A 25,451-nucleotide genomic window follows, 5' to 3' on the forward strand; every position below is an offset into this window, starting at 1 on the left:
CACTATTTTGCCGTGGCGACCTGCATGCCAGAAGGCGCGTTTTGCAACGCTAGCGTCAGCACATCTTCGATACGTTTTACCGGATGGATGTCCAAATCGGCCAATACATTTTCCGGAATTTCTTCCAGATCGCGTTTATTGTCGTCTGGAATCAATACCGTTTTAATACCACCGCGATGCGCAGCAAGCAGTTTCTCTTTCAGACCGCCGATAGGCAGAACCTGACCGCGCAGCGTGATTTCACCGGTCATTGCGACATCCGCACGAACCGGATTGCCGGTCAGACAGGAAACCAGGGCGGTACACATCGCGATCCCGGCGCTTGGGCCATCTTTCGGCGTCGCGCCTTCCGGTACGTGTACGTGTATATCACGTTTTTCGTAGAAGTCGCTGTTAATGCCCAGCTTCTCAGCACGCGCACGCACTACGGTCAGCGCAGCCTGAATAGATTCCTGCATTACTTCGCCCAGCGAACCGGTGTAGGAAAGTTTGCCTTTGCCCGGTACGCATGCCGTTTCAATGGTCAGCAGATCGCCGCCCACTTCGGTCCACGCCAGGCCTGTGACCTGGCCGACACGGTTTTCGCTGTCGGCGCGCCCATAGTCGAAACGCTGTACGCCAAGGAAATCTTTCAGGTTGTCGCCGTTGATCTCAATGTGCTTCAGGTTTTTATCCAGCAGCAGCGCTTTTACCGCTTTACGGCACAGCTTGGAGAGTTCACGTTCCAGGCTACGCACGCCCGCTTCACGCGTGTAGTAACGAATAATGCCGACAATCGCGCTATCATCCACGCTGATTTCATTGGCTTTTAGCGCGTTACGCTCAATCTGTTTCGGCAGCAGATGCTGTTTGGCGATATTCAGCTTTTCATCTTCGGTGTAGCCGGAAAGACGAATCACTTCCATACGATCCAGCAGTGGCGCCGGGATATTCATTGAGTTAGAGGTCGCGACGAACATCACATCGGAAAGGTCGTAATCCACTTCCAGATAGTGATCGTTAAAAGCGACGTTCTGCTCAGGATCCAGCACTTCCAGCAGCGCAGATGCCGGATCGCCGCGCATATCGGATGACATTTTGTCAATTTCATCCAACAGGAACAGCGGGTTCTTCACGCCGACTTTCGCCATCTTCTGAATCAGCTTGCCCGGCATGGAGCCGATATAGGTGCGTCGATGCCCGCGGATTTCCGCTTCATCGCGCACGCCGCCCAGCGCCATACGAACATATTTACGGCCGGTGGCTTTCGCGATGGACTGACCCAGCGAGGTTTTACCGACGCCCGGCGGTCCAACCAGACACAGAATCGGGCCTTTGATTTTATTGACGCGGCTCTGTACTGCCAGATATTCCAGAATACGATCTTTAACGCGCTCCAGGCCGTAATGATCGGTATCCAGCGTCTCCTGCGCTTTGCGCAGATCTTTCTTAACCTTGCTGCGCTCGTTCCACGGAACCTGCACCATCCATTCGATATAGCCGCGAACAACGGTTGCTTCCGCTGACATTGGCGACATCATTTTCAGCTTTTGCAGTTCTGCTTCCGCTTTTTCACGCGCTTCTTTCGGCATTTTTGACGCGTCGATCTTACGCTTCAGCGCTTCATACTCGTCCGGCGCATCGTCCATTTCGCCCAATTCTTTCTGAATCGCCTTCATTTGCTCATTCAGATAGTATTCGCGCTGGCTTTTTTCCATCTGTTTTTTAACGCGATTACGGATCCGTTTCTCAACCTGTAACAGGTCGATTTCCGATTCCATCATCGCCATCAGATATTCCAGACGCTCATTGACGTCGGACATTTCCAGTACCGACTGTTTATCAGCCAGTTTCAACGGCATATGCGCCGCCACGGTATCAGCCAGACGGGCAGCATCATCAATGCTGTTCAGCGACGTCAAAACTTCCGGAGGAATTTTTTTGTTGAGCTTGATATAGCCTTCAAACTGGTTGATGGCGGTGCGTACCAGCACTTCCTGCTCACGTTCTTCAATTTCTGGAGAAGCCAGGTATTCCGCCTGGGCGGTAAAATGCTCGCCGTTATCGGCAAGCTGAGTAATACGTGCCCGCTGTAAACCCTCAACCAGCACTTTAACCGTGCCGTCCGGCAGTTTCAGCATCTGCAAAATAGAGGAAACGGTCCCTACAGAGAAGAGATCGTTAATGCCAGGTTCATCCGTTGAAGCCTCTTTCTGTGCTACCAGCATGATCTTTTTATCGTGATCCATTGCGGCTTCGAGGCACCGAATCGATTTTTCCCGACCAACAAACAACGGAATTACCATGTGCGGATAAACCACTACGTCGCGCAATGGCAACACAGGGATTTCAATGCGTTCAGAACGCTCAGGATTCATAGAGCTCTCTCTTATGTTTAAAGTCCGCCAGGTGATGGGTACCGCATAGTGCAGGCTATGTGCCAGGGAACCCACAGGTATTTGAGTATATGGGGATGTTTGCCAGACATTCAACGTCCGTGGCGTGAGAAAAACAAAAGGGGAATAAATTCCCCCTTTATTAACTTAACTTACTGGTTGCGCTGACTAATTATTCGCCAGACGCCTGCTGCGCTTCATGCGTTCCGTAGATCAGCATCGGCTTTGACTGTCCTTCTATAACGGACTCATCAATCACCACTTTTTCTACGTCATCCATTGAAGGCAGATCGTACATGGTATCCAGCAGCGCGGCTTCTACGATAGAACGCAGGCCACGAGCGCCGGTTTTACGCGACATCGCTTTCTGTGCAATTGCCGTCAGCGCTTCGTCACGGAATTCCAGCTCAACGCCTTCCAGGTTGAACAACGCCTGATACTGTTTGGTCAGGGCGTTTTTCGGCTCGCGCAGGATCTGGATCAGTGCCTCTTCGCTCAGTTCATTCAGCGTTGCCACAACCGGCAAACGACCGATAAACTCAGGAATCAGACCAAATTTGATCAGATCTTCCGGCTCTACCTGCTCCAGTAGTTGGCCTTCGGACGCTTTCTGCGATTTGCCTTTTACCGTCGCGCCAAAACCGATACCGGAGCCGGTTTCCACGCGCTGGGAAATGACCTTATCCAGTCCGGCAAACGCGCCGCCGCAGATAAACAGAATTTTCGAGGTATCAACCTGCAAAAATTCCTGCTGCGGATGTTTACGTCCGCCCTGCGGCGGTACGGCTGCAACCGTGCCTTCAATCAGTTTCAGCAATGCCTGCTGCACGCCTTCACCGGAAACGTCACGCGTAATCGACGGATTGTCGGATTTACGAGAAATCTTATCAATTTCATCGATGTAGACGATGCCACGCTGTGCTTTCTGCACGTCGTAGTCACATTTCTGCAGCAATTTCTGGATAATATTCTCTACGTCTTCACCCACGTAACCCGCTTCGGTCAACGTTGTGGCATCCGCCATGGTGAAAGGCACATCGAGCAGACGCGCCAGCGTTTCCGCCAGTAAAGTTTTACCGCTACCGGTCGGGCCAATCAGCAGAATATTACTTTTGCCCAGCTCAATGCCGTTGCTGGTATCGCCGTTGCGCAGGCGCTTGTAGTGGTTATACACCGCTACCGCCAGCACTTTTTTCGCCCTTTCCTGACCGATAACATAATCGTCAAGATGATGGCGAATTTCATGCGGAGTCGGCAATGCGCTACGCTCACGATGCGGCGCGACTTCTTTTATCTCTTCGCGAATGATGTCATTACATAAATCAACACATTCGTCGCAGATATACACTGACGGCCCGGCAATCAGCTTGCGCACTTCATGCTGGCTTTTACCGCAAAAAGAGCAGTACAGCAGCTTTCCTGAACCGTCTTTGCGCTTATCTGTCATCAGCTAACCTCTTCATTTATCCTCGTCCGCAATTTACTGCGGCGATGGCAGCCAGACTGACTGCCCTCATTCGTAGCCACTCTTCACCTGCTATTCGCACTAACTATAGCGCATGCTGCGGGTTGGAGTCTTATTGGCGGTGCGTAAGAATAGAATCGACTAAGCCGTATTCTACCGCTTCACTCGCCGAGAGGAAGCGGTCACGCTCGGTGTCACGCTCGATCTGCTCAAGCGATTTACCGGTATGCTCCGCCATCAATTCGTTCATGCGCTGTTTGACTTTAAGAATTTCACGCGCATGAATTTCAATATCTGTCGCCTGGCCCTGGTAGCCGCCCAGCGGCTGGTGAATCATGACACGGGAGTTAGGCAGGCAATAACGCTTACCTTTCGTACCCGCCGTCAACAGGAATGCACCCATTGAGCAAGCCTGCCCCATACAGATGGTGCTGACATCCGGCTTAATAAACTTCATGGTATCGTAAATCGACATACCGGCGGTAATCACGCCGCCCGGCGAGTTGATGTACAGATAGATATCTTTTTCCGGGTTTTCCGCTTCCAGAAACAGCATCTGGGCCACAATCAGGTTCGCCATATGATCTTCAACCTGACCGGTAAGGAAAATGACGCGCTCTTTTAACAGGCGGGAATAAATGTCGTAAGAACGCTCGCCGCGCGAGGTTTGTTCGACCACCATTGGCACCAGCGCCATATTCGGTGCGGAAAATTCACGTTCGCCATTGTATGACATTACCGTCTCCTGGATAAATTTCATTGGCAACACTCTGTACCGATTCTACTTAAGTGAGAACATGAAAACCATGCTTCACGTTGCCACTCTCCGACGCTATCCGGACGGTTAATCAGCCAGCCTTTCACTTTTCACGATATTCGGAAAACTATTTGGGGGCACTCGCCCGTTGTTTCAAGCATAACAACGTTTTCTTCAATCGCTAACCCGGAATAGCATCATAGCGAATAACCAGACGCTTAATTAGCCAAAAAGGTACACAAAAAGAGTTTTCTGAAGGGGATAAATAAAAAGCCCGCTCCTTGCGGCAGCGGGCTTTTAACTTTTAACGCTTGAAAATCAAGCCATTGAGGTCTGATTCATCAGATCCTGGAACTTAGTAGCTTTCTCAGTCACTTTCGCTTTTTCCAGCACCGCTTCAACAGCCTGCTCTTCCAGAGCCACATTGCGCATATTGTTCATCAGCTCCTGGTTTTTGCTGTAGAACTCGATCACTTCCTGTGGATCTTCGTAGGCAGAAGCCATCTCTTCGATCAGCGTTTTTACGCGCTCTTCGTCAGCTTTCAGATCGTTGGTGCGAATAACTTCGCCCAGCAGCAGACCCACCACAACGCGACGTTTTGCCTGCTCTTCGAACAGTTCGCGCGGCAGTTCCAGAGCCTGTTTTTCGTTACCGCCGAAACGCTGTGCCGCCTGGCGACGCAGCACGTCGATTTCGCCGTCAATCAGGGCAGCAGGTACATCGATTTCGTTCGCTTTTACCAGGCCGTCAATTGCCTGCGTTTTAACACGGTTACGCACGGCGCCTTTCAGCTCGCGCTCCATGTTTTTACGCACTTCGGCACGCAGACCAGCAACGGAACCATCTTCCACGCCAAAACGCTTGATGAATTCTTCGGTCAGTTCCGGCAGCTCGCGCTCTTCAACTTTCTTCAGCACGATAGCGAATTTCGCGTCTTTACCTTTCAGGTTTTCCGCGTGGTAATCTTCCGGGAATTTCACGTCGATAGTGAATTCGTCGCCCGCTTTATGGCCAACAACGCCTTCTTCGAAGCCCGGAATCATGCGGCCCTGGCCCATCGCCAGAACGAAGTCAGACGCTTTGCCGCCTTCAAACTCTTCGCCATCTACGGAACCGGTGAAATCAACGGTAACGCGATCTTCAGCGGTCGCTTCACCTTCTTTTTCTTTCCAGGTCGCCTGCTGCTTACGCAGGGTATCCAGCATGGCGTCGACGTCTTCGTCAGTCACTTCAACAACCGGTTTTTCAACTTCGATTGCTTCCAGACCTTTCAGCTCGACTTCCGGGTAAACTTCAAACTCAACAGAGTAAGTAAAATCTTCACCCTGCTTGTATTCGCCCGGTACATAATTCGGCGCGCCGGCCGGATTGATTTTCTCTTTGATGATGGCGTCAACAAAGCCGCGCTGCATCAGATCGCCCAGCACGTCCTGACGAACAGAGGCGCCGTAACGCTGCGCAACCACGCTCATCGGCACTTTGCCTTTACGGAAACCGTCAATGCGGACTTTCTTCGCTACTTCGACCAGCTCTTTTTTCACAGCGCTCTCGATGCTGTCAGCAGCGACAGTAATCGTAACGCGACGGCCCAGGCCCTGAGTGGTTTCTACTGAAACTTGCATCTTGTTACCTCAAAAAATCACGAGCTCGGTCAACTTCAGATAGCACAGGCTCATACCTGCATTATCCAACAACCGGGACGGCTTCTGATGAAGAACCCATTCCCTGTTACCAGAAGCGTCCCGAAGCAATTCCGGAAAAATAGACGCCGCATTATAGCGGCATCGTTTTACCGCGTCGAGAACGCAAACCAGGCACCGGTTCGCAGTTTACGGGAAAATAAGCGAAACGAGAGTAAATTGGCGCGGGTACAGTCTAAAATTCAGGCAAAAGAAAACGGCCCGCAGGCCGTTTGGGTAAACCTTCAGCTTTATCAGGCCAACATGCCCGCACCCCGGCAATTTGGCGAGGAGAGAACCGTATCCTGTAATCCTTCCCATTCTTTTAGCGTATAGGTATGCAGCGCCAACGCGTGAACGCCGCCCGCCAGTTCCTCGCTCAATGTGCTGTAAATAGCACGATGACGCATTAAAAATCGCTGGTCAGTAAAGTAGTCGCTAACGATCACCACTTTGAAGTGGCTTTCCGATCCAGCAGGGACATTATGACGATAACTCTCATCATGAACTTCCAGGTGGGCCGGTTGAAATGCCGTTCTTAACTTTTCTTCTATTTGTTCGCGAATCATGACTTCCACTCCTCTACGGCAGAGAGCTACGCCCCATCCTTATAAATATTAGTCGGTTTTCAACCGTTTCCGCATCTATTGTGAAAAAAACTGTACCGCTTGTTACCAGGCCCTCATGCCGCTCGATTGAACCGCAGGGCGAACAATACGCAGGCGCGCTAAAAAAACAAACGAAGTGATGAATTTACGTGCGGCCAGGACTTTCTTCACAGAAAGGCAATGATATGATGGCCGCTGTTTTGTCAGCAATATCATTCAGACTTACGAGAAAATAAGCATGTTAAAAAAACTCTTTTTCCCTCTGCTGGCTGTCTTCATCCTGGCTGGCTGTGCGAATAACAGCAATACAATTGATGTACAGCCTGCGATTAAGCTGCCTCAGCAGGATCCCAGTCTGATGGGCGTAACGGTCAGCATTAACGGCGCCGATCAACGTTCCGACCAGGCGCTGGCAAAAGTCAACCGTGACAGCCAGCTGGTTACCCTGACGCCAAGCCGCGATCTGCGTTTCCTGTTACAGGAAGTGCTGGAGAAACAGATGACGGCGCGCGGTTATATGGTTGGCCCTAACGGTGCAGTAGATCTGCAAATCGTGGTGAACAACCTGTACGCCGATGTTACCCAGGGTAACCTGCGTTACAGCATTACCACCAAGGCAGACATTTCTATTATTGCCAGCGCGAAAAACGGCAATAAACAGGTGAAAAACTATCGTCAGACCTACAGCGTTGAAGGCGCCTTTAACGCAACCAATGAAAAAATTACCAAAGCCGTTAACTCTACGCTAAGCGATGTCATTTCCGATATGGCACAGGACACCAGCGTCAGCACCTTTATTAAACAAAACGCGCGTTAATGATGACCGGCGGCCTGGCAGGATGCCGGGCCTGCCTACAGGAAAAGCATAATTATGGATAACCATCTTCTGCGCATGTTCACGCAGCGCAATGCAGTCCTTTTGTTACTGCTGGGTTTTGCTTCCGGTTTGCCCCTCGCACTCACCTCCGGCACGCTTCAGGCCTGGATGACAGTAGAAGGTGTGGATCTTAAAACCATCGGCTTTTTTTCGCTGGTTGGACAAGCCTATGTTTTTAAGTTTCTCTGGTCTCCCCTGATGGATCGCTTTACGCCGCCTTTTTTAGGTCGTCGTCGGGGTTGGCTGTTTATTTCACAACTCCTGCTGATTGGCGGCATTGCGCTGATGGGCAGTATGGAGCCTTCGCGTCATCTTACCCTGCTGGCCGCGTTGGCGGTGCTGGTCGCCTTTTGCTCCGCCTCGCAGGACATCGTTTTTGATGCGTGGAAAACCGATATTCTGCCGCCGGAAGAGCGCGGCAGCGGTGCGGCGGTTACCGTGCTTGGCTATCGCCTGGCGATGCTGGTTTCAGGCGGCCTGGCTTTATGGCTGGCGGATCGCTATCTGGGCTGGCAGGCAACCTACTGGCTGATGGCATTAATGATGGTGCCTGGATTAATTGCCACTCTGCTGGCGCGCGAACCAACCGATGTTGTTGCCCGACCGCAAACGCTGGAAGAAGCCGTCGTTGCGCCGTTGCGTGACTTCTTTAACCGTAACAACGCCTGGTTAATGCTTTCGCTGATCGTCCTTTATAAGCTCGGCGATGCTTTTGCCGCCAGCCTTACCACGACTTTCCTTATTCGCGGCGTCGGCTTTTCCGCAGGCGATGTCGGGCTGGTCAACAAATCCCTCGGCCTGCTGGCCACCATTATCGGCGCGCTGTATGGCGGCATGTTAATGCAGCGGCTGAGCCTGTTTCGGGCGCTGATGTTGTTTGGCGTGCTACAGGCGTTTTCCAATCTCGCCTACTGGCTACTGTCGGTGACGCCGCCACATATGTGGAGCATGGCCAGCGCCGTGTTTGCGGAGAATCTGTGCGGCGGCATGGGTACCGCAGCATTTGTCGCTTTGTTAATGAGCCTCTGCAACCGTTCATTTTCGGCTACGCAATTTGCGTTGCTGTCGGCGCTGTCAGCGGTGGGGCGCGTTTATGTTGGCCCGGCGGCGGGCTGGCTGGTTGAACTCTGGGGTTGGCCGGGGTTCTATGCATTTTCGGTGGTGGCCGCCCTGCCCGGTTTGCTGCTGTTGTCCGTCAGTAAACAGAGCCTGCTACAGCCGCAGTTTACACCTCGTCAGCACTGGCCCTCCGCCTATCGCTGGGCGCTACGCCTGCTGGCTGCGGGCGCTGGACTGCTGGCGATTTGGCTGGTCGCGCTGGCGCTGGAAGCCGGTGCGATCATCGCACTGCCTCCTCTGCTTCCTTTATTTAATGTCGGCTGTCTGCTGCTTTTTATCGGTATATTTACCGGTACGCTGCTGGACTACCTGGCGCAACGGAAGTTGTTATCCGCTTAATTAAGCCGGGCGGCAAAATAATTTCCGTCCGGTCTCAAATAAGAGGCGGTGGTAAATTAAAACCATCGCTATTTTCGCAGAAAAAATTATCCGCCCAGTTTAACAATCAACGTCTAATATTAAAAAACGGTGCGTAATTATTTATGTTTAATAATTATCATCGAAATGATGCAAACTTGTTAAACTATTGAGGCTTGATTACGTTGTTTAGATTCATCCTTTCCTTGAACCCATTCAGGTCATCTTTTTTCGTTATATTAACCCAAACACCTGTCCCCATTAATATTCTGTCACTTTCCGTAACAGATGTGACACCCTTGGCAAAAGGTGTCAACACCCTTCTGACACGTTCTTAAGCTGGTTTACACTGCATAAACCTTCCCGTAAAATGCCGCCACACTTAAACGACAATAGAGCCCTTGTCATTGAGGTCGTTAAATGAGACTCAGGAAATACAATAAAAGTTTGGGGATTTTGTCATTAATTGCAGGCACTTTATTGTTAAGTGGCTGTGATAGTGCGTTGTTAAATCCCAAAGGACAGGTTGCAATGGAGCAACGTTCGCTGATACTGACGGCTTTTGGCCTGATGTTGATCGTTGTTATTCCCGCGATTCTGATGGCCGTGATTTTCGCATGGAAATATCGTGCGTCTAACACAAATGCAAAATACAGCCCTAACTGGTCCCACTCCAATAAAGTGGAAGCGGTGGTCTGGACCGTTCCGATCCTGATCATTCTCTTCCTTGGCGTGCTGACCTGGAAATCAACCCATGCGCTGGAACCAGGCAAGCCGCTTGCTTCTGACGTTAAACCGGTTGAGATCGATGTAGTGGCACTGGACTGGAAATGGCTGTTCATTTATCCAGAACAGGGTATTGCGACGGTTAATGAGATTGCGTTCCCGGCCAATACGCCGGTGAGCTTCAAGATCACCTCAAACTCCGTTATGAACTCCTTCTTTATTCCTACCCTCGGCAGCCAGATTTATGCGATGGCGGGTATGCAGACCAAACTGCACCTGATTGCTAATGAGCCGGGTACCTTTAATGGTATTTCGTCTAACTTTAGCGGCCGCGGTTTCTCAGGAATGAAGTTTAAAGCAATTGCTACGGCCGATCAGGCTGGCTTCGAGCAGTGGGTAGCAAAAGCGAAACAGGCACCGAATACCTTAACCACCATGGATGAGTTCGAGAAACTGGCTGCGCCAAGCGAAAATCATCCGGTTGAGTACTTCTCCAGTGCAAATCCTGAATTGTTCAAACAAGTTATTGAAAAATTCAAGATGAACCACGGGACGATGGACATGTCAGGTCATGAAGGCATGGACATGAGTGAAGCCTCTCACGCGGGAGCCGAGGAATAATACGATGTTCGGAAAATTAACACTGGATGCAGTACCGTATCATGAGCCGATTATCATGGTTACGGTGGCCGCCATCATTCTTGGTGGTCTGGCGCTTGTCGCTGCGCTGACTTACTTCGGTAAGTGGAAATATTTGTGGGCCGAATGGCTGACGTCAGTCGACCACAAAAAACTGGGGATCATGTATGTGATCCTGGCATTCGTCATGTTGATTCGTGGCTTTGCCGACGCCATCATGATGCGCGGCCAGCAAATGTTGGCCTCCGCCGGGGAAGCAGGTTTCCTGCCGCCTCATCACTACGATCAGATCTTTACCGCCCACGGCGTTATCATGATCTTCTTCGTAGCGATGCCGTTTGTTGTCGGTCTGATGAACATTGCTGTTCCTTTGCAGATTGGCGCACGCGACGTGGCATTCCCATTCCTTAACAACCTGAGCTTCTGGTTCACCGCTGTCGGCGTGATTCTGGTTAACCTGTCACTGGGCGTAGGTGAATTCGCTCAGACCGGTTGGCTGGCTTATCCGCCGCTGTCAGGTGCAGAATACAGTCCGGGCGTTGGGGTTGATTACTGGATTTGGAGTCTGCAGCTTTCCGGTATCGGTACGACATTAACGGGTATTAACTTCTTCGTTACTATCCTGAAAATGCGTGCGCCGGGCATGACCATGTTCAAAATGCCGGTATTTACCTGGGCATCGCTCTGTACTAACGTCCTGATCATCGCTGCGTTCCCGGTGCTTACCGTCACGCTGGCGCTGCTGACCCTTGACCGTTATCTGGGCTTCCATTTCTTTACCAATGATATGGGTGGCAACATGATGATGTATGTCAACCTGATCTGGGTATGGGGCCATCCGGAAGTTTATATTCTGGTTCTGCCGGTGTTCGGCGTGTTCTCAGAAGTTGTTGCGACGTTCTCCAAAAAACGCCTGTTTGGTTACACCTCACTGGTATGGGCAACGGTTGTTATCACCATTCTGTCCTTCATCGTTTGGCTGCACCACTTCTTTACTATGGGTGCGGGCGCGAACGTTAACGCCTTCTTCGGCATTATGACGATGATTATCGCCATCCCGACCGGCGTTAAGATCTTTAACTGGCTGTTCACCATGTACCAGGGCCGCATTCAGATGCACTCTGCCATGCTGTGGACCGTAGGCTTCCTGGTCACCTTCTCTGTAGGTGGTATGACCGGCGTTCTGCTGGCGGTTCCGGGTGCTGACTTCGTTCTGCACAACAGTCTGTTCCTGATCGCGCATTTCCATAACGTGATTATCGGTGGTGTGGTATTCGGTTGTATGGCCGGTGTGACCTACTGGTTCCCGAAAGCATTTGGTTTCACACTGAACGAAACCTGGGGTAAACGCGCTTTCTGGTTCTGGATTATCGGCTTCTTCACCGCCTTTATGCCGCTGTACGCGCTGGGCTTTATGGGTATGACCCGTCGTCTGAGCCAGGATATTGATCCGCAGTTCCATTCACTGCTGGTCGTTGCCGCTGTCGGTGCTGCTCTGATCGGTATGGGTATCATCTGCCAGGTCATCATGTTCTGGGTATCTATTCGCGATCGTCACCTGAACCGCGATCTGACCGGTGACCCGTGGGGTGGTCGTACGCTGGAGTGGTCAACCTCTTCTCCGCCGCCGTTCTATAACTTCGCAGTGGTTCCGCACATCAACGAGCGCGATGCCTTCTGGGAAATGAAAGAAAAAGGCGAAGCGTATAAGCAGCCTGCACATTACGAAGAGATCCACATGCCGAAAAACAGCGGCGCGGGCCTGATTATTGCCCTGTTCGCAACGGTCTTTGGTTTCGCTGCCATCTGGCATATCTGGTGGCTGATGGGTCTGTCCTTCGTGGCGATGATTGTTAGCTGGATCATTAAAAGCTTCGATGAAGATGTTGATTACTACGTTCCGGTCAAAGAGATCGAAGCAATTGAGAATCAGCACTTCAAAGATATCAGCAAAGCAGGTCTGAAATAATGGCACAAACACTGTCTAAACAGCACGACGCCCATGCGGAGCATGGGCATCACGATGCGGGAGCCAATAAAGTTTTTGGCTTCTGGATCTACCTGATGAGCGACTGCATTATCTTCGCAACCCTGTTTGCGACCTATGCAGTTATGGTCAACAACACAGCTGGCGGCCCGGCAGGTAAAGACATTTTCGAACTGCCGTTCGTACTGGTTGAAACCGCCCTGCTGCTGTTGAGTTCCATTACTTACGGTATGGCCGTTATCGGCATGAACAATGGCAGCAAAGGCGCGGTTAACCGCTGGCTGGCGCTGACCTTCCTGTTCGGTCTTGGCTTTATCGGGATGGAAATCTACGAGTTCCATCACCTGATCGCTGAAGGTTTCGGCCCGGATCGCAGCGGCTTCCTGTCCGGCTTCTTTACGCTGGTTGGTACCCACGGTCTGCACGTAACTTCTGGTCTGATCTGGATGCTGGTGCTGATGTTCCAGATCGCTAAAAATGGTCTGACTGCGACTAACCGCGCACGCGTTATGTGCCTGAGCCTGTTCTGGCACTTCCTCGACGTGGTATGGATCTGCGTATTTACCGTTGTTTATCTGATGGGGGCCATGTAATGAGTCATTCTGTTAACGAACATGGCGCTTCTCACGGCAGCGTGAAGTCATACATGATTGGCTTCATCCTCTCTATCATCCTGACGGCAATCCCGTTCTGGATGGTAATGGATGGCGGCGCTTCGCATGGCACAATTCTCAGCGTGGTTCTGGTGTGTGCGGTAGTTCAGGTGCTGGTTCACCTGGTCTTCTTCCTGCATCTGGATACCAAATCTGAAGGCGGCTGGAACTTTGTGGCGATTGTCTTCTCCGCCATAATTATCCTGATTGTCGTCGTCGGCTCGCTGTGGATCATGTGGAACCTCAACTACAACATGATGATGTCCCACTAAAGAGTCGCTCGTGATGATTAAGCAATACCTGCAAGTAACAAAACCAGGAATTATTTTCGGGAATTTAATTTCTGTTATCGGGGGTTTTCTGCTGGCTTCGAAAGGCAGTATTGATTACACCCTGTTTCTCACCGCCCTGGTTGGTGTCTCACTGGTGGTCGCATCAGGTTGTGTTTATAACAACTTTATCGACCGGGACATCGACAGAAAAATGGAGAGAACCAAGAATCGAGTGCTGGTTAAAGGCCTCATCTCTCCGAAAGTAACCCTGGTTTATGCAACCGCTTTAGGTATTGCTGGCTTTGCGTTGCTGTATTTCGGAGCAAACCCGCTGGCCATGTGGCTGGCGGTTATGGGCTTCGTGGTATACGTCGGCATTTACAGCCTCTATATGAAGCGTAAATCGGTCTACGGTACGCTGATTGGTAGTCCTGTCCGGCGCTGCGCCGCCGGTCATTGGCTACTGCGCAGTGACTAACGAGTTTGATGCTGGCGCGCTGATCCTGTTGGCGATCTTTAGCCTGTGGCAGATGCCGCATTCCTATGCGATAGCTATCTTCCGCTTTAAAGATTACCAGGCGGCGAACATTCCGGTTCTGCCGGTAGTGAAAGGCATTTCCGTGGCGAAAAATCATATTACGCTCTACATTCTGGCGTTTATGATTGCCACGCTGATGCTGACGTTGGGCGGCTACGCTGGCTACAAATATCTGGTGGTTGCGGCGGCAGTCAGCGTGTGGTGGCTGGGTATGGCGCTTTCAGGCTACAAAACCTCAAACGATCGCGTTTGGGCACGTAAACTGTTTGTGTTCTCCATTGTGGCTATCACAGCGCTGAGCGTAATGATGTCGGTTGATTTTATGGCGCCGGCATCGCAGAACCTGCTGACTTACGTACGCTAAACGTAAGCACATCACTAAGGGCGCTTATTGCGCCCTTTCTTTTTGTTACGACTGCTTAAACACTTCTGTTTTACCCGCCCTGCCCTGCTCCGTAAAATATTGTCAGTGATAAAACTGAGGTTGTAATGAACGATAACAAAATGACACCGGTTGAGCTGCGAGCAACCTGGGGTTTAGGCACCGTTTTCTCTTTGCGTATGCTGGGCATGTTTATGGTCCTGCCCGTGCTGACCACTTATGGCATGGCTTTGCAGGGCGCCAGTGAATCACTGATTGGCCTGGCGATTGGGATTTATGGGCTGGCGCAGGCCATTTTCCAAATCCCGTTCGGGCTGCTTTCTGACCGAATTGGTCGTAAACCGCTGATTGTCGGCGGGCTGCTGGTTTTTGTGCTGGGCAGTATTATCGCCGCCAGCACCACCTCAATTTGGGGCGTGATTCTGGGCCGCGCCTTACAGGGTTCCGGCGCGATTGCGGCGGCGGTTATGGCCCTGCTTTCCGATTTGACGCGCGAGCAAAACCGCACCAAGGCGATGGCGTTTATCGGCATCAGCTTTGGCGTCACCTTCGCGATTGCGATGGTGCTGGGCCCGATTATTACCCATGCGCTTGGCCTGCACGCGCTGTTCTGGATGATTGCGATTCTGGCCAGCTGCGGCATCCTGATTACCTTGCTGGTGGTGCCCAATGCGCCACATCATGTGCTGAACCGCGAGTCGGGCATGGTGAAGGGCAGCATTCGCGAAGTATTAATGCAGCCGCGTCTGTTAAAGCTGAATATCGGCATTCTTTGCCTGCATATTCTGTTGATGTCGAGCTTTGTCGCCCTGCCCGGCCAGTTTGAACAGGCGGGCTTCCCGGCGGAGCAGCACTGGAAAATTTATCTGGTCACGATGCTGGTCGCTTTTGTCGCCGTGGTGCCTTTTATTATCTATGCCGAAGTTAAACGTCGCATGAAGCGAGTGTTTATCTGCTGTGTGGCACTGATTCTGATTGCCGAAATCGTATTGTGGGGCGCCGGTAGTCACTTCTGGACGCTGGTTATTGGCGTACAGCTGTTTTTTCTCGCCTTTAACCTGATGGAAGCTATTCTGCCCTCGTTGATCAGCAAAGAATCACCGGCGGGATATAAAGGCACCGCCATGGGCATCTACTCCACCAGCCAGTTTTTGGGCGTGGCTATTGGCGGAAGCCTGGGCGGCTGGATTTTCGATCAGTTTGATGCGCAAACGGTATTTTTGATGGGCGCTATCGTTGCCTCTCTGTGGCTGCTGTTGAGCAGCACCATGCAGGAGCCGCCTTATGTCAGCAGCCTGCGTATCGTGCTGACTGATAATGCGCTTAACGATCCGCGTCTTGAGCAGAAGCTCAAAGCGCAACGCGGTGTCTCTTCGGTCTTTATCGTGCCGGAAGAGCGCAGCGCCTATATTAAAATTGACAGTAAAGTGACCAGCCGGGTTGAGCTGGAAGCGCTTATCGCCAGCGCATAACGGCTTGTCCTTCCCCGCCTGGAACCCCATCAACAAAATAAAGGCCGCATGATGCGGCCTTCAGACATAATTCAAACAGATATGCAAAGGCAATATGGCACGCCTGTCATCAAACATCACCGCAGTTTAGGGCACCGGAAGGCAATATTATGCCACCTTCAAAGAAGGGCTCAGTGTTTGCGCAGGTAGGCCAGGCCGATCGTAAAGAAGCAGAAGATGTCATCCCTGACAGCTCGTCCCGCGCCATCCATGGCGCGGGACGCTTTACTCTTCTGCCTGGCCTGCCTGCGCCTCAGGCTCCAGTGACGTTTGCCAGATTATGTTCCGCGTAGGGTAATCATTCCCCGATAAATCAATCGCGGAAGTTTTTAAACTGGAACGGCTGTCCCAGATTGCCGCCACGTACCAGCGCAATAGCGCTTTGCAAATCGTCGCGTGACTTACCGTTAACGCGGACTTCCTCGCCCTGAATCTGCGCCTGCACCTTAATTTTGCTGTCTTTGATCAGCTTGACGATTTTCTTCGCCATATCGGTCTCAATGCCCTGCTTCAGCTTAGCATCCAGACTCCAGCTCTTACCGCTGTGTTCAATTTGTTCCGGCACTTCCAGCGCAGCGCCTTCAATGCCGCGCTTCAGCAATTTTTCACGCAGAATATCCACCAGCTGCTTAACCTGAAAATCGGACTCAGTCGTCACTTTGATAGTCTGCGCTTTTTCATTCAGTTCGATGCTGGCGCTGACGTTACGAAAATCGAAGCGCGTTGACAGTTCACGGTTGGCGTTTTCCACCGCATTGCGTACTTCCTGCATATCGATTTCTGAAACAATATCGAAAGATGGCATAATTTTTCCTCCAGACGCTAAAGTGACAGGCATAATACCTGCTTGTGCGCGGCAAGGAAAATGCCCCGGTGGCACAGCTATACTCAATTAACTCGCCGGTAAGGCTCTAAAAACCCGCCTGCGGGAGGACGCATGAAAATTACGGTACTCGGCTGCGGCGCGCTGGGCCAGCTTTGGCTGGCGGCGCTCGATCGACAGGGCCATGAAGTGCAGGGCTGGCTGCGCGTTCCACAACCCTGGTGTTCGGTCAACGTAATCGAAACGGACGGCTCCGTTATTAATAAAACCTTTATTGCCAACGATCCGCTGTTTCTCAGCCAGTGCGATCTGCTGTTGGTTACCCTCAAAGCCTGGCAGGTCTCCGGCGCGGTTAAAAATCTGCAATCCCTGCTGCCCGCTGACTCGCCGGTGCTGCTGCTGCACAACGGCATGGGCACACTGGAAGAGCTAAGAGGCTTGCCGCAGCCGCTGCTGCGCGGCGTCACTACCCATGCGGCCAAACCTGACGGCACAGTTATCCTGCACGTCGCCAACGGTATCACCCACATTGGTCCGGGTTCAGCGGGAAGCGCGGCGTTCAGCGATATTGCCGAAACGCTGCATCAGGCGCTGCCCGATGTCGCCTGGCATACTGACGTCTCGTCCGCCTGCTGGCAGAAACTGGCGGTCAACTGCGTGATTAATCCGCTGAGCGCTATAAATGATTGCCTGAACGGCGAGCTGATTGCCTGGCCGGAATCTGTCACCCGGCTGTGTGAAGAGGTGGCGGCGGTGATGACGCGCGAAGGGCTGCATACCAGCGCTGAACAGCTGCAGGAGTATGTTTATGCCGTGATTAACAGTACGGCGTTAAATGTCTCATCGATGTTACAAGATGTCCGCGCCCAGCGCCGGACTGAAATTGATTATATTACCGGCTATCTGCTGCAACGGGCCAGGGCACAGGGGATCGCCGTGCCGGAAAATGCCCGTCTGTATGAGCTGGTTAAGCGAAAGGAACAAGATTATGAGCGCGAACGTATCGGTGCTGGTCTGCCTGGCACATGGCACTGAAGAAACCGAAGCGGTAACCGTTATCGATCTGCTGGTGCGCGGCGGTATTAGCGTCACCACGGCCAGCGTCAATGGCGACGGCGATCGTGAAATCGTCTGTTCACGTGGCGTCAGGCTGTTAGCGGACAAGATGCTGGTTGATGTGGCGGACAATGATTTTGCTGCTATTGTCCTGCCGGGCGGTCTGAAAGGTGCGGAAGCCTTCCGCGACAGCCCGCTGCTGGTAGAAACGGTTAGGCAGTTTCATTTGTCAGGACGCATTGTCGCCGCTATCTGCGCGGCGGCCGGCACGGTGCTGGTGCCGCACGATCTTTTTCCGTTAGGCAATATGACCGGCTTTCCCGGCCTGAAGGAGACGATTCCCGCCGAGAAGTGGGTAGAAAAGCGGGTGGTATGGGATGCGCGCGTTAACCTGTTGACCAGTCAGGGTCCAGGCACGGCGATGGATTTTGCGTTAAAGCTAATCGATCTGCTGGAGGGAAAAGAGAAAGCGCGCGAAGTGGCGGAACAGCTGGTACTGGCGGCGGGCATCTACGACTATCGCGACCAGGAATAACCTTTAATCACAGGCCAGCCGGGCGGCTGGCCTGTTAACGATAAGGACGATAGACTTTTACGTTTTTAAAACCTTGCTCATAAAGATAGAGCGCCTGCAAACGGCTCATCACGCCGCGATCGCAGTAAAGCAGCCAGGTTTTGCTCTGATCCAAATCGCCGAACTGCGTAGCCAGTTTGAAAAACGGCAGTGAAGTGACATCAATCCCGTCCACCTTCAGCGGTTTGCTTTCCTGCTCATCCAGCGAGCGAATATCCAGAATGGCATCATTAGCAGAGAAAGAGTCCACGGTTTCAACCTCAACCACCTCTTCCTGCACCTGCTCCGCAATCGTGCGAATATCCACGTTGGTCGCTTCCTGCACCGCGCGATCCAGCACGGCAAAATCGAAATTTTCTTCTTCCGCTTCAATACGGGATTTTACTGCTTTCACCGTAGGGCTTTTTGAAATCACGCCGCAATATTCTGGCATGGTACGGGCGAAATCTTCGGTGCCGATTTGACGCGCCAGATTGATAATGTGTTCTTTATCATGAGAGATCAGCGGACGCAGAATCAGGGTATCGGACGCATTATCGATCAGACGCAGGTTGGTCAGCGTCTGGCTCGACACCTGTCCCAGCGCTTCGCCGGTCACCAGCGCCTGCACGCCGTAGCGTTCGGCAACCTGCGAGGCGGCGCGCACCATCATACGCTTCAGCACCACGCCCATCTGACCGTCATCCACTTTTTCCAGAATCTCTGCCACCACCGGCTCGAAGTTAATGGCCACAAAGCGTACGCGGTGCGAGCGGCCAAAACGGTTCCACAGATAATGCGCCACCTGACGAACACCGATTTCATGCGCCGCGCCGCCAAGGTTAAAGAAGCAGTAATGCACGCGGCAGCCGCGACGCATCAGCATATAGCTGGAAACGCCGGAATCGAAACCGCCGGAAATCAGCGACAGCACATCTTCCTGAGTGCCAATCGGGAAGCCGCCTAATCCCTCATAGCGCCCGGTCACCAGCAGCAGCCGATCGTTTTCAATTTCCAGATTAACCGTCACCTGCGGATGGGAAAGTTTTACCTGCGCGCTGGCGATATGCTGATTCAGCCCGCCGCCAACGTAACGCTCCACATCCTGCGAACTAAACGGATGCTGGCCGCGACGCTTAACGCGCACGCAGAAGGTCTTCCCTTCCAGACGTTCGCGGTTCACCGCCAGCGTCTGCTCGAAGATATCGTGCATATCGGTCCAGGTGCGATCTTCTACTGCCAGCACATGATGAATCCCGGGAATACGCGTCAGCTCGTCAATAAAAGTTGCGCGCAGGCTCTCATTTTTAGAACGCACTTCGATATGGTCCCAGTGACGCACCACCGCCAGCGTTTCATCAAGATCCTTCAGAACGTTACGGATGTTTCCCGTAAGAATTTTGATAAAGCGCAGACGCACCGACTGACTTTTGATGGTGATTTCGGGAAACAATTTAATGATAAACTTCATGGCAGCACAGCTCTGAGGTAATTAAGTGCTAAAAACGGCGGCACTTAACTGATAAAATCAATGAATTGCAAAGTAACCTGTGTCCTTTGCTTCCGAGGCGCGGCAGTATATCACTTTTGTCTGCAAGCTGCCTGTTTTACTGCCATGCTCTATCATTATTTTGTTAATCATTTCGAGTCGGCTACCATGTCCGATTGCAATAGATAAAAAACCTGTGAGCCAATAATCACCATGCCAAAAAAAGCCGAACAGCCCATCAGTTTTGAAACATCTCTACAGCAGCTGGAACAGATCGTTACCCGTCTGGAAAGCGGCGATTTGCCGCTGGAAGAGGCGCTGAATGAGTTTGAGCGCGGCGTACAGCTGGCAAAAGTGGGTCAGAAAACTTTGCAACAGGCAGAGCAGCGCGTACAGATCCTGCTTAACGATGATAAAGATGCTGCCCTGACGCCTTTCACCCCGGATGTTGAATAATGGATTTTGCTGAACTGCTCGCCCACTATCATGAGCGGGTGAACCTGGCGCTATCGCGGTTTATCGCTCCCCTGCCGTTTCAGAGTTCTCCTCTGGTTAATGCGATGGAATATGGTGCATTATTAGGCGGTAAACGGCTGCGTCCGTTTTTGGTCTACGTGGTTGGCGATATGCTGCGCGTCGATACCGACAGTCTGGACGCGCCCGCCGCCGCCGTTGAATGTATTCACGCCTACTCGCTGATTCATGACGATCTTCCGGCCATGGATGATGATAACCTGCGGCGCGGCCAGCCAACCTGCCATATAAAATTTGGTGAAGACACCGCGATTTTGGCAGGCGATGCGCTGCAAACGCTGGCTTTTTCCATTCTTGCCGACGCGCCGATGCGCGAGGTTGAACCGCAGGATCGCATCGCCATGATCTCCGAACTGGCGCAGGCCAGCGGCGTGGCGGGCATGTGCGGCGGCCAGGCGCTGGATCTGGCGGCAGAAGGCCGGCAGGTCGATCTCGCGGCGCTGGAAACCATTCATCGTCATAAAACCGGCGCGTTGATCCGCTCCGCCGTGCGTCTCGGCGCACTGTCGGCGGGCCAACGCGGGCGTGAAGTCTTGCCGCTCCTCGATCGTTACGCCAATGCTATCGGTCTTGCCTTTCAGGTACAGGATGACATCCTCGATGTCATCGGCGATACCGCGATAACGGGCAAACAACAGGGCGCCGATCAACACCTCGGTAAAAGCACTTATCCTGCTCTGATGGGGCTGGATAATGCGCGCCAAAAAGCGCATGACCTGTACCAGGAGGCGCTGGACGCACTGGATCAGCTGGATGCGCTTTCTCTGGATACCGCCGCGCTGCGCGCCCTGGCAAGCTTCATTATTGAACGCGATAAATAACTTCCACGATGAGTCTCTGATGAGTTTTGATACTGCAAAATACCCGACGCTGGCTCTGGCGGGCTCGGTACAAGAATTACGTTTATTGCCAAAAGAGAAGCTGCCTGCGCTCTGTGATGAACTGCGTCAGTACCTTCTGGACAGCGTAAGTCGCTCCAGCGGCCATTTTGCTTCCGGCCTTGGCGTGGTCGAGCTGACCGTCGCGCTTCATTACGTCTATAACACGCCGTTCGACCATCTGGTCTGGGACGTCGGTCATCAGGCCTATCCGCATAAAATCCTGACCGGACGCCGCGATCGCATCGGCACCATTCGTCAGAAGAATGGCCTGCACCCTTTTCCCTGGCGGGCGGAGAGTGAATATGACGTGCTGAGCGTCGGCCACTCCTCAACTTCAATTAGCGCCGGGCTTGGCATGGCGGTCGCCGCTGGCAAAGAGGGTAAAGGCCGCCGCACCGCCTGTATTATTGGCGACGGCGCGATTACCGCCGGTATGGCTTTCGAAGCGATGAACCACGCCGGCGATATTAAGGCCGATGTGCTGGTGATCCTGAATGATAACGAGATGTCGATTTCGGAAAACGTCGGCGCGTTGAATAACCGCCTGGCGCAGATTCTTTCCGGTAAAACCTATGCGCGCCTGCGCGAAGGCGGCAAAAAAGTGCTGACCGGCCTGCCGCCGATTAAAGAGCTGGTGAAGCGTACCGAAGAACATCTGAAAGGCATGGTGGTGCCAGGCACGCTGTTCGAAGAGCTGGGCTTTAACTATATCGGCCCGGTGGATGGCCACGACGTGCTGACGCTGGTGCATACGCTCAGCAACATGCGCGATCTGAAAGGCCCGCAGTTCCTGCATATCATGACCAAAAAGGGCAAGGGCTACGCGCCAGCGGAAAACGACCCTATCGCCTGGCATGCGGTGCCGAAATTCGATCCGGCCAGCGGCGCACTGCCGAAAAGCGCGGGCGGACTTCCCAGCTACTCCACCATTTTCGGTGAGTGGCTGTGCGAAACGGCAGCTCAGGACGACAAATTAATGGCGATCACGCCAGCGATGCGTGAAGGCTCCGGTATGGTCGGCTTTTCACGCCAGTATCCGAAACAATATTTCGATGTGGCGATTGCTGAACAGCACGCGGTAACCTTCGCGGCGGGACTGGCGATTGGCGGCTATAAGCCGGTAGTAGCGATTTACTCTACCTTCCTGCAGCGCGCTTACGATCAGCTGATTCATGACGTAGCGATTCAGCAGCTGCCGGTACTCTTTGCTATCGATCGCGGCGGTATTGTCGGTGCGGATGGCCAAACGCATCAGGGCGCCTTCGATCTGGCGTTCCTGCGTACCATTCCGGGCATGGTCATTATGACGCCGAGCGATGAAAATGAATGTCGCCAGATGCTTTATACCGGCTACCACTATCAGGACGGCCCCAGCGCGGTACGCTATCCGCGCGGCACCGGCACCGGCGCGGCGTTAACGCCGCTGGCGTCGCTACCGTTAGGGAAAGGCGTAGTCAAACGTCGCGGCGAAAAACTGGCTATTCTGAACTTTGGCACGCTGCTGCCAGAGGCGCAGGCGGCAGCCGAGGCGTTAAACGCTACGTTGGTGGATATGCGTTTCGTTAAGCCGCTGGATGAGGCGCTAATTCTGGAACTGGCGGCCAGCCATGAATCGCTGGTAACGCTGGAGGAAGGCGCCATTAAAGGCGGTGCCGGCAGCGGCGTTAACGAGCTGTTGATGGCGAAGCGGATGGTGGTTCCGGTATTAAATATCGGCCTGCCGGACGAATTTATCCCGCAGGGCACGCAGGATGAAATCCGTCACGACTATCAGCTGGATGCGGAAGGTATTCAGCAACAGATCGCCCGCTGGCTGGCACAGTAAACCCTTACATCTCTTTTCTTCACTCTCTGACTGGCGCCCCACCGCGCCAGTCAGGCTGTCAGCTCTACTCCTTGTCCTCGCCGGAAAAAAGTCCGGCGCTTGCAGGCCAGGCCTGTTTTCAGGCCGATATCCTGCCGCCTCCACGCAGTTGGACAGAAAAAAACTATGCTATCTGCTACCGGAATCAGCTGCCGCGCGGCGGTCATTTTGCCGCAATGAAAGAACCCACGCTTTTTGGGCAAGATATTACTGCGTTTTTCCGCCCCTTCCGAAAAACGCCATCATAAAAAACCACAGGAGATTTTATGAAAACTATTCGACTGGGCACTACCGATCTGCAGGTTTCGCGTCTCTGCCTCGGCTGTATGACCTTTGGCGAGCCCGATCGCGGCACTCATGCCTGGACCTTGCCAGAAGAGAGCAGCCGCCCGTTGATTAAGCAGGCGCTGGAAGCAGGCATTAACTTCTTCGATACCGCCAACAGCTATTCCGACGGCAGCAGTGAAGAAATTGTGGGCCGGGCGCTGCGCGACTATGCGCGCCGCGATGAAGTAGTGGTGGCGACGAAAGTTTATAACCAGATGAGCAATCTTCCACGCGGCCTGTCGCGCAAAAATATTATGCAATCCATTGACGACAGCCTGACGCGGCTCGGCATGGAGTATGTCGATCTGCTGCAAATTCACCGCTGGGATTACGATACGCCGATCGAGGAGACGCTGGAGGCGCTGCACGATGTGGTGAAGGCGGGCAAAGCGCGCTATATCGGCGCCTCCTCTATGTACGCCTGGCAGTTCGCCAAAGCGCTGTATACCGCAGATTTACACGGCTGGACGCGCTTTGTCAGCATGCAGGATCAGTACAATTTGATTCAGCGAGAAGAGGAGCGCGAAATGCACCCGCTGTGCCTGGCAGAAAATATCGCCGTGCTGACCTGGAGCCCATTGGCGCGCGGCCGCCTTTCCCGTCCATGGGGAGAAAGTACGGCGCGATCGGTCTCGGATGAATTTGGCAAAACGCTGTACGCCAACAATGAAGAGAACGACGCCGCCATCGCCCGGCGGGTAGAAAGTCTGGCGGCGGAGAAAGGCGTTAGCCGGGCGCAGATCGCACTGGCCTGGCAATTAACCAAACCGGCCGTCACCGCACCGATCATCGGCACATCGCGCGCGGAGCAGCTGGCGGATCTGGTGAAAGCGGTCGATATTGACCTGACGCAGGAAGAGGTTGCGGAGCTGGAAACCATTTATCAGCCGCATCCGGTGGTCGGCTTTCAGTAAGCGCAAAGGCGGCGAACAGCGTTCACCGCCTTGATTCAGAACAGCGGCCAGTGCTGACCGATAAACCACAGCAGGAAAGCGGAAATAATCCCGGCGATAATATCGTCAACCATGATGCCCATACCGCCGTGTACATTACGGTCAAACCAACGAATAGGCCACGGCTTCCACATATCCAGCACGCGGAAAATCACAAAGCCCGCCAGTACCCATTGCCAGGCCATCGTCGGGATCGCCATCAGCGTAATCCACATTCCGATAAACTCATCCCAGACAATGCTGCCGTGATCGTGAACGCCCATATCTTTCGCGGTACGATGGCAAAGGTAGACGCCAATACAGATACCGAACATTACCAGCAGCGAATAGATATCTGGCGGCAGAAAGGTCATCAGCCACCAGAACGGCAGCGCCGCCAGCGATCCCATGGTGCCCGGCACCCAGGGAAACAGGCCGCTGCCGAAGCCGGTAGCTAACAGATGCCAGGGATTGCTCAGCCGCAGGCGGCTTTTCGCCAGATCTTTATCGCGCGTCAAAATGATCGAATCCTTTCAGATTAAGCGTGACCGGATTACCGCCCTGCAGCAGCACCAGCCCTTCCGATTCCGGCGCCAGCTGACCGACGCAAGTATAAGGCACGCCCAGATGCCCCAGCGCGACATCCAATGCCCCACGGTTGATCTCCGGCACGGTAAAGCAGAGTTCGTAATCTTCGCCGCCGCTTAGCGCCCAGCGCAGCACCTGCTCGCTGTCAAAATGATCGCGCAGCACGCTGGAAAGCGGCAACGCCTCCAGGTTGAGACGCGCTCCGCACTCGCTGGCTTTCAGAATATGGCCCAGATCGGAAATCAGTCCGTCGGAAATATCAATCGCCGCGCTGGCAAGATTACGCAGCGCCTGGCCCTGCAAAATACGCGGCATCGGGCGTAGGTGACGTTTAATCAGCGCTTCATGCACCACCGGATCGGTAATGCGTACCCGATGCTGCAACAGCGCCAGGCCAGCCGCGCTGTCGCCCAGCGAGCCGGTGACATAAATCCAGTCGCCGGGACGGGCGCCACTGC

22 protein-coding genes and 1 pseudogene are annotated in these 25,451 nt (G+C 53.2%); 14 read left to right on the forward strand and 9 right to left on the reverse strand.

Translation table 11 applies throughout. The features are described from left to right. Window positions 1–2: 2 nt before the first annotated feature. The 5 genes from lon to bolA all read right to left on the reverse strand — a co-directional run bounded on the left by lon (window position 3) and on the right by bolA (window position 6,846). The gene (lon, locus tag P3C52_RS03130; RefSeq protein ID WP_275553751.1) at window positions 3–2,357 is read right to left on the reverse strand and encodes an endopeptidase La; all 2,355 of its coding nucleotides are present in this window, start codon (window positions 2,355–2,357) and stop codon (window positions 3–5) included. A 190-nt stretch (window positions 2,358–2,547) separates the two neighbouring features. Next, entirely contained in the window at window positions 2,548–3,822 is a 1,275-nt protein-coding gene (gene clpX, locus P3C52_RS03135) for an ATP-dependent protease ATP-binding subunit ClpX (protein WP_085067710.1), read from the reverse strand. A 130-nt stretch (window positions 3,823–3,952) separates the two neighbouring features. Next, a complete protein-coding gene (clpP, locus tag P3C52_RS03140) occupies window positions 3,953–4,576 on the reverse strand; it encodes an ATP-dependent Clp endopeptidase proteolytic subunit ClpP (RefSeq protein WP_085067711.1) in 624 nt (207 codons plus the stop codon). Between the two features lie 339 nt (window positions 4,577–4,915). Continuing rightward, the gene (gene tig / locus P3C52_RS03145) at window positions 4,916–6,220 is read right to left on the reverse strand and encodes a trigger factor (RefSeq protein WP_275553752.1); all 1,305 of its coding nucleotides are present in this window, start codon (window positions 6,218–6,220) and stop codon (window positions 4,916–4,918) included. Window positions 6,221–6,531: 311 nt separating this feature from the next. Further along, complete coding sequence (bolA, locus tag P3C52_RS03150; protein ID WP_275553753.1) at window positions 6,532–6,846, reverse strand: transcriptional regulator BolA; 315 nt, start codon at window positions 6,844–6,846, stop codon at window positions 6,532–6,534. 277 nt (window positions 6,847–7,123) lie between these two features. Between bolA and P3C52_RS03155 the strand changes: the two genes are divergently transcribed. The 8 genes and pseudogenes from P3C52_RS03155 to P3C52_RS03190 all read left to right on the forward strand — a co-directional run bounded on the left by P3C52_RS03155 (window position 7,124) and on the right by P3C52_RS03190 (window position 15,907). Next, a complete protein-coding gene (locus P3C52_RS03155) occupies window positions 7,124–7,702 on the forward strand; it encodes a lipoprotein (protein WP_275553754.1) in 579 nt (192 codons plus the stop codon). Window positions 7,703–7,756: 54 nt separating this feature from the next. Continuing rightward, complete coding sequence (gene ampG / locus P3C52_RS03160; protein WP_275553755.1) at window positions 7,757–9,220, forward strand: muropeptide MFS transporter AmpG; 1,464 nt, start codon at window positions 7,757–7,759, stop codon at window positions 9,218–9,220. A 438-nt stretch (window positions 9,221–9,658) separates the two neighbouring features. Continuing rightward, complete coding sequence (cyoA, locus tag P3C52_RS03165; RefSeq protein ID WP_275553756.1) at window positions 9,659–10,585, forward strand: cytochrome o ubiquinol oxidase subunit II; 927 nt, start codon at window positions 9,659–9,661, stop codon at window positions 10,583–10,585. Between the two features lie 4 nt (window positions 10,586–10,589). Continuing rightward, the gene (gene cyoB, locus P3C52_RS03170; RefSeq protein WP_275553757.1) at window positions 10,590–12,572 is read left to right on the forward strand and encodes a cytochrome o ubiquinol oxidase subunit I; all 1,983 of its coding nucleotides are present in this window, start codon (window positions 10,590–10,592) and stop codon (window positions 12,570–12,572) included. Further along, complete coding sequence (locus P3C52_RS03175) at window positions 12,569–13,183, forward strand: cytochrome o ubiquinol oxidase subunit III (RefSeq protein ID WP_275553775.1); 615 nt, start codon at window positions 12,569–12,571, stop codon at window positions 13,181–13,183. Before cyoB ends, P3C52_RS03175 begins: the two co-directional genes overlap by 4 nt. Continuing rightward, entirely contained in the window at window positions 13,183–13,515 is a 333-nt protein-coding gene (locus P3C52_RS03180) for a cytochrome o ubiquinol oxidase subunit IV (RefSeq protein WP_085067719.1), read from the forward strand. The genes P3C52_RS03175 and P3C52_RS03180 overlap by 1 nt, the downstream gene beginning before the upstream one ends. A gap of 13 nt (window positions 13,516–13,528) precedes the next feature. Further along, a pseudogene (gene cyoE, locus P3C52_RS03185) lies at window positions 13,529–14,417 on the forward strand (heme o synthase). 125 nt (window positions 14,418–14,542) lie between these two features. Then, entirely contained in the window at window positions 14,543–15,907 is a 1,365-nt protein-coding gene (locus P3C52_RS03190) for an MFS transporter (RefSeq protein WP_275553758.1), read from the forward strand. 352 nt (window positions 15,908–16,259) lie between these two features. Here the strand turns inward: P3C52_RS03190 and P3C52_RS03195 are convergent, their stop codons facing one another. Continuing rightward, window positions 16,260–16,751 (reverse strand): YajQ family cyclic di-GMP-binding protein, encoded by a 492-nt coding sequence (locus tag P3C52_RS03195; protein ID WP_249893785.1) that lies wholly within the window; start codon window positions 16,749–16,751, stop codon window positions 16,260–16,262. A 132-nt stretch (window positions 16,752–16,883) separates the two neighbouring features. Between P3C52_RS03195 and panE the strand changes: the two genes are divergently transcribed. Next, on the forward strand, window positions 16,884–17,804 hold the full coding sequence (gene panE, locus P3C52_RS03200; RefSeq protein WP_275553759.1) for a 2-dehydropantoate 2-reductase: 921 nt from the start codon (window positions 16,884–16,886) through the stop codon (window positions 17,802–17,804). Then, window positions 17,758–18,360: a protein deglycase YajL gene (gene yajL / locus P3C52_RS03205; RefSeq protein WP_275553760.1), complete on the forward strand. Its 603-nt coding sequence runs from the start codon at window positions 17,758–17,760 to the stop codon at window positions 18,358–18,360. The genes panE and yajL overlap by 47 nt, the downstream gene beginning before the upstream one ends. Before the next feature lie 34 nt (window positions 18,361–18,394). On the opposite strand, the gene thiI is transcribed toward yajL, so the two are convergent. Continuing rightward, on the reverse strand, window positions 18,395–19,849 hold the full coding sequence (gene thiI, locus P3C52_RS03210; RefSeq protein WP_275553761.1) for a tRNA uracil 4-sulfurtransferase ThiI: 1,455 nt from the start codon (window positions 19,847–19,849) through the stop codon (window positions 18,395–18,397). Between the two features lie 231 nt (window positions 19,850–20,080). Between thiI and xseB the strand changes: the two genes are divergently transcribed. The 4 genes from xseB (at window position 20,081) to P3C52_RS03230 (ending at window position 24,387) form a co-directional block, all read left to right on the forward strand. Continuing rightward, window positions 20,081–20,323 carry an exodeoxyribonuclease VII small subunit gene (xseB, locus tag P3C52_RS03215; protein WP_275553762.1) on the forward strand — a complete coding sequence of 81 codons (243 nt, stop codon included), beginning with the start codon at window positions 20,081–20,083 and terminating at the stop codon, window positions 20,321–20,323. Next, window positions 20,323–21,222: a (2E,6E)-farnesyl diphosphate synthase gene (gene ispA, locus P3C52_RS03220; RefSeq protein ID WP_275553763.1), complete on the forward strand. Its 900-nt coding sequence runs from the start codon at window positions 20,323–20,325 to the stop codon at window positions 21,220–21,222. Before xseB ends, ispA begins: the two co-directional genes overlap by 1 nt. Before the next feature lie 19 nt (window positions 21,223–21,241). Then, the gene (gene dxs / locus P3C52_RS03225; protein WP_275553764.1) at window positions 21,242–23,107 is read left to right on the forward strand and encodes a 1-deoxy-D-xylulose-5-phosphate synthase; all 1,866 of its coding nucleotides are present in this window, start codon (window positions 21,242–21,244) and stop codon (window positions 23,105–23,107) included. 305 nt (window positions 23,108–23,412) lie between these two features. Next, window positions 23,413–24,387 (forward strand): aldo/keto reductase, encoded by a 975-nt coding sequence (locus P3C52_RS03230; protein ID WP_275553765.1) that lies wholly within the window; start codon window positions 23,413–23,415, stop codon window positions 24,385–24,387. 35 nt (window positions 24,388–24,422) lie between these two features. Here P3C52_RS03230 and pgpA read toward each other — a convergent pair whose 3' ends face one another. Both pgpA and thiL read right to left on the reverse strand, forming a co-directional pair. After that, a complete protein-coding gene (gene pgpA, locus P3C52_RS03235) occupies window positions 24,423–24,929 on the reverse strand; it encodes a phosphatidylglycerophosphatase A (protein ID WP_275553776.1) in 507 nt (168 codons plus the stop codon). Continuing rightward, window positions 24,910–25,451: thiamine-phosphate kinase (thiL, locus tag P3C52_RS03240; RefSeq protein WP_275553766.1), on the reverse strand; the 542-nt coding region annotated here is incomplete at its 5' end. The genes thiL and pgpA, both read right to left, overlap by 20 nt.

Origin of the sequence: Mixta sp. Marseille-Q2659, from assembly GCF_940807255.1 — a bacterium.
Lineage (GTDB): Bacteria > Pseudomonadota > Gammaproteobacteria > Enterobacterales > Enterobacteriaceae > Mixta.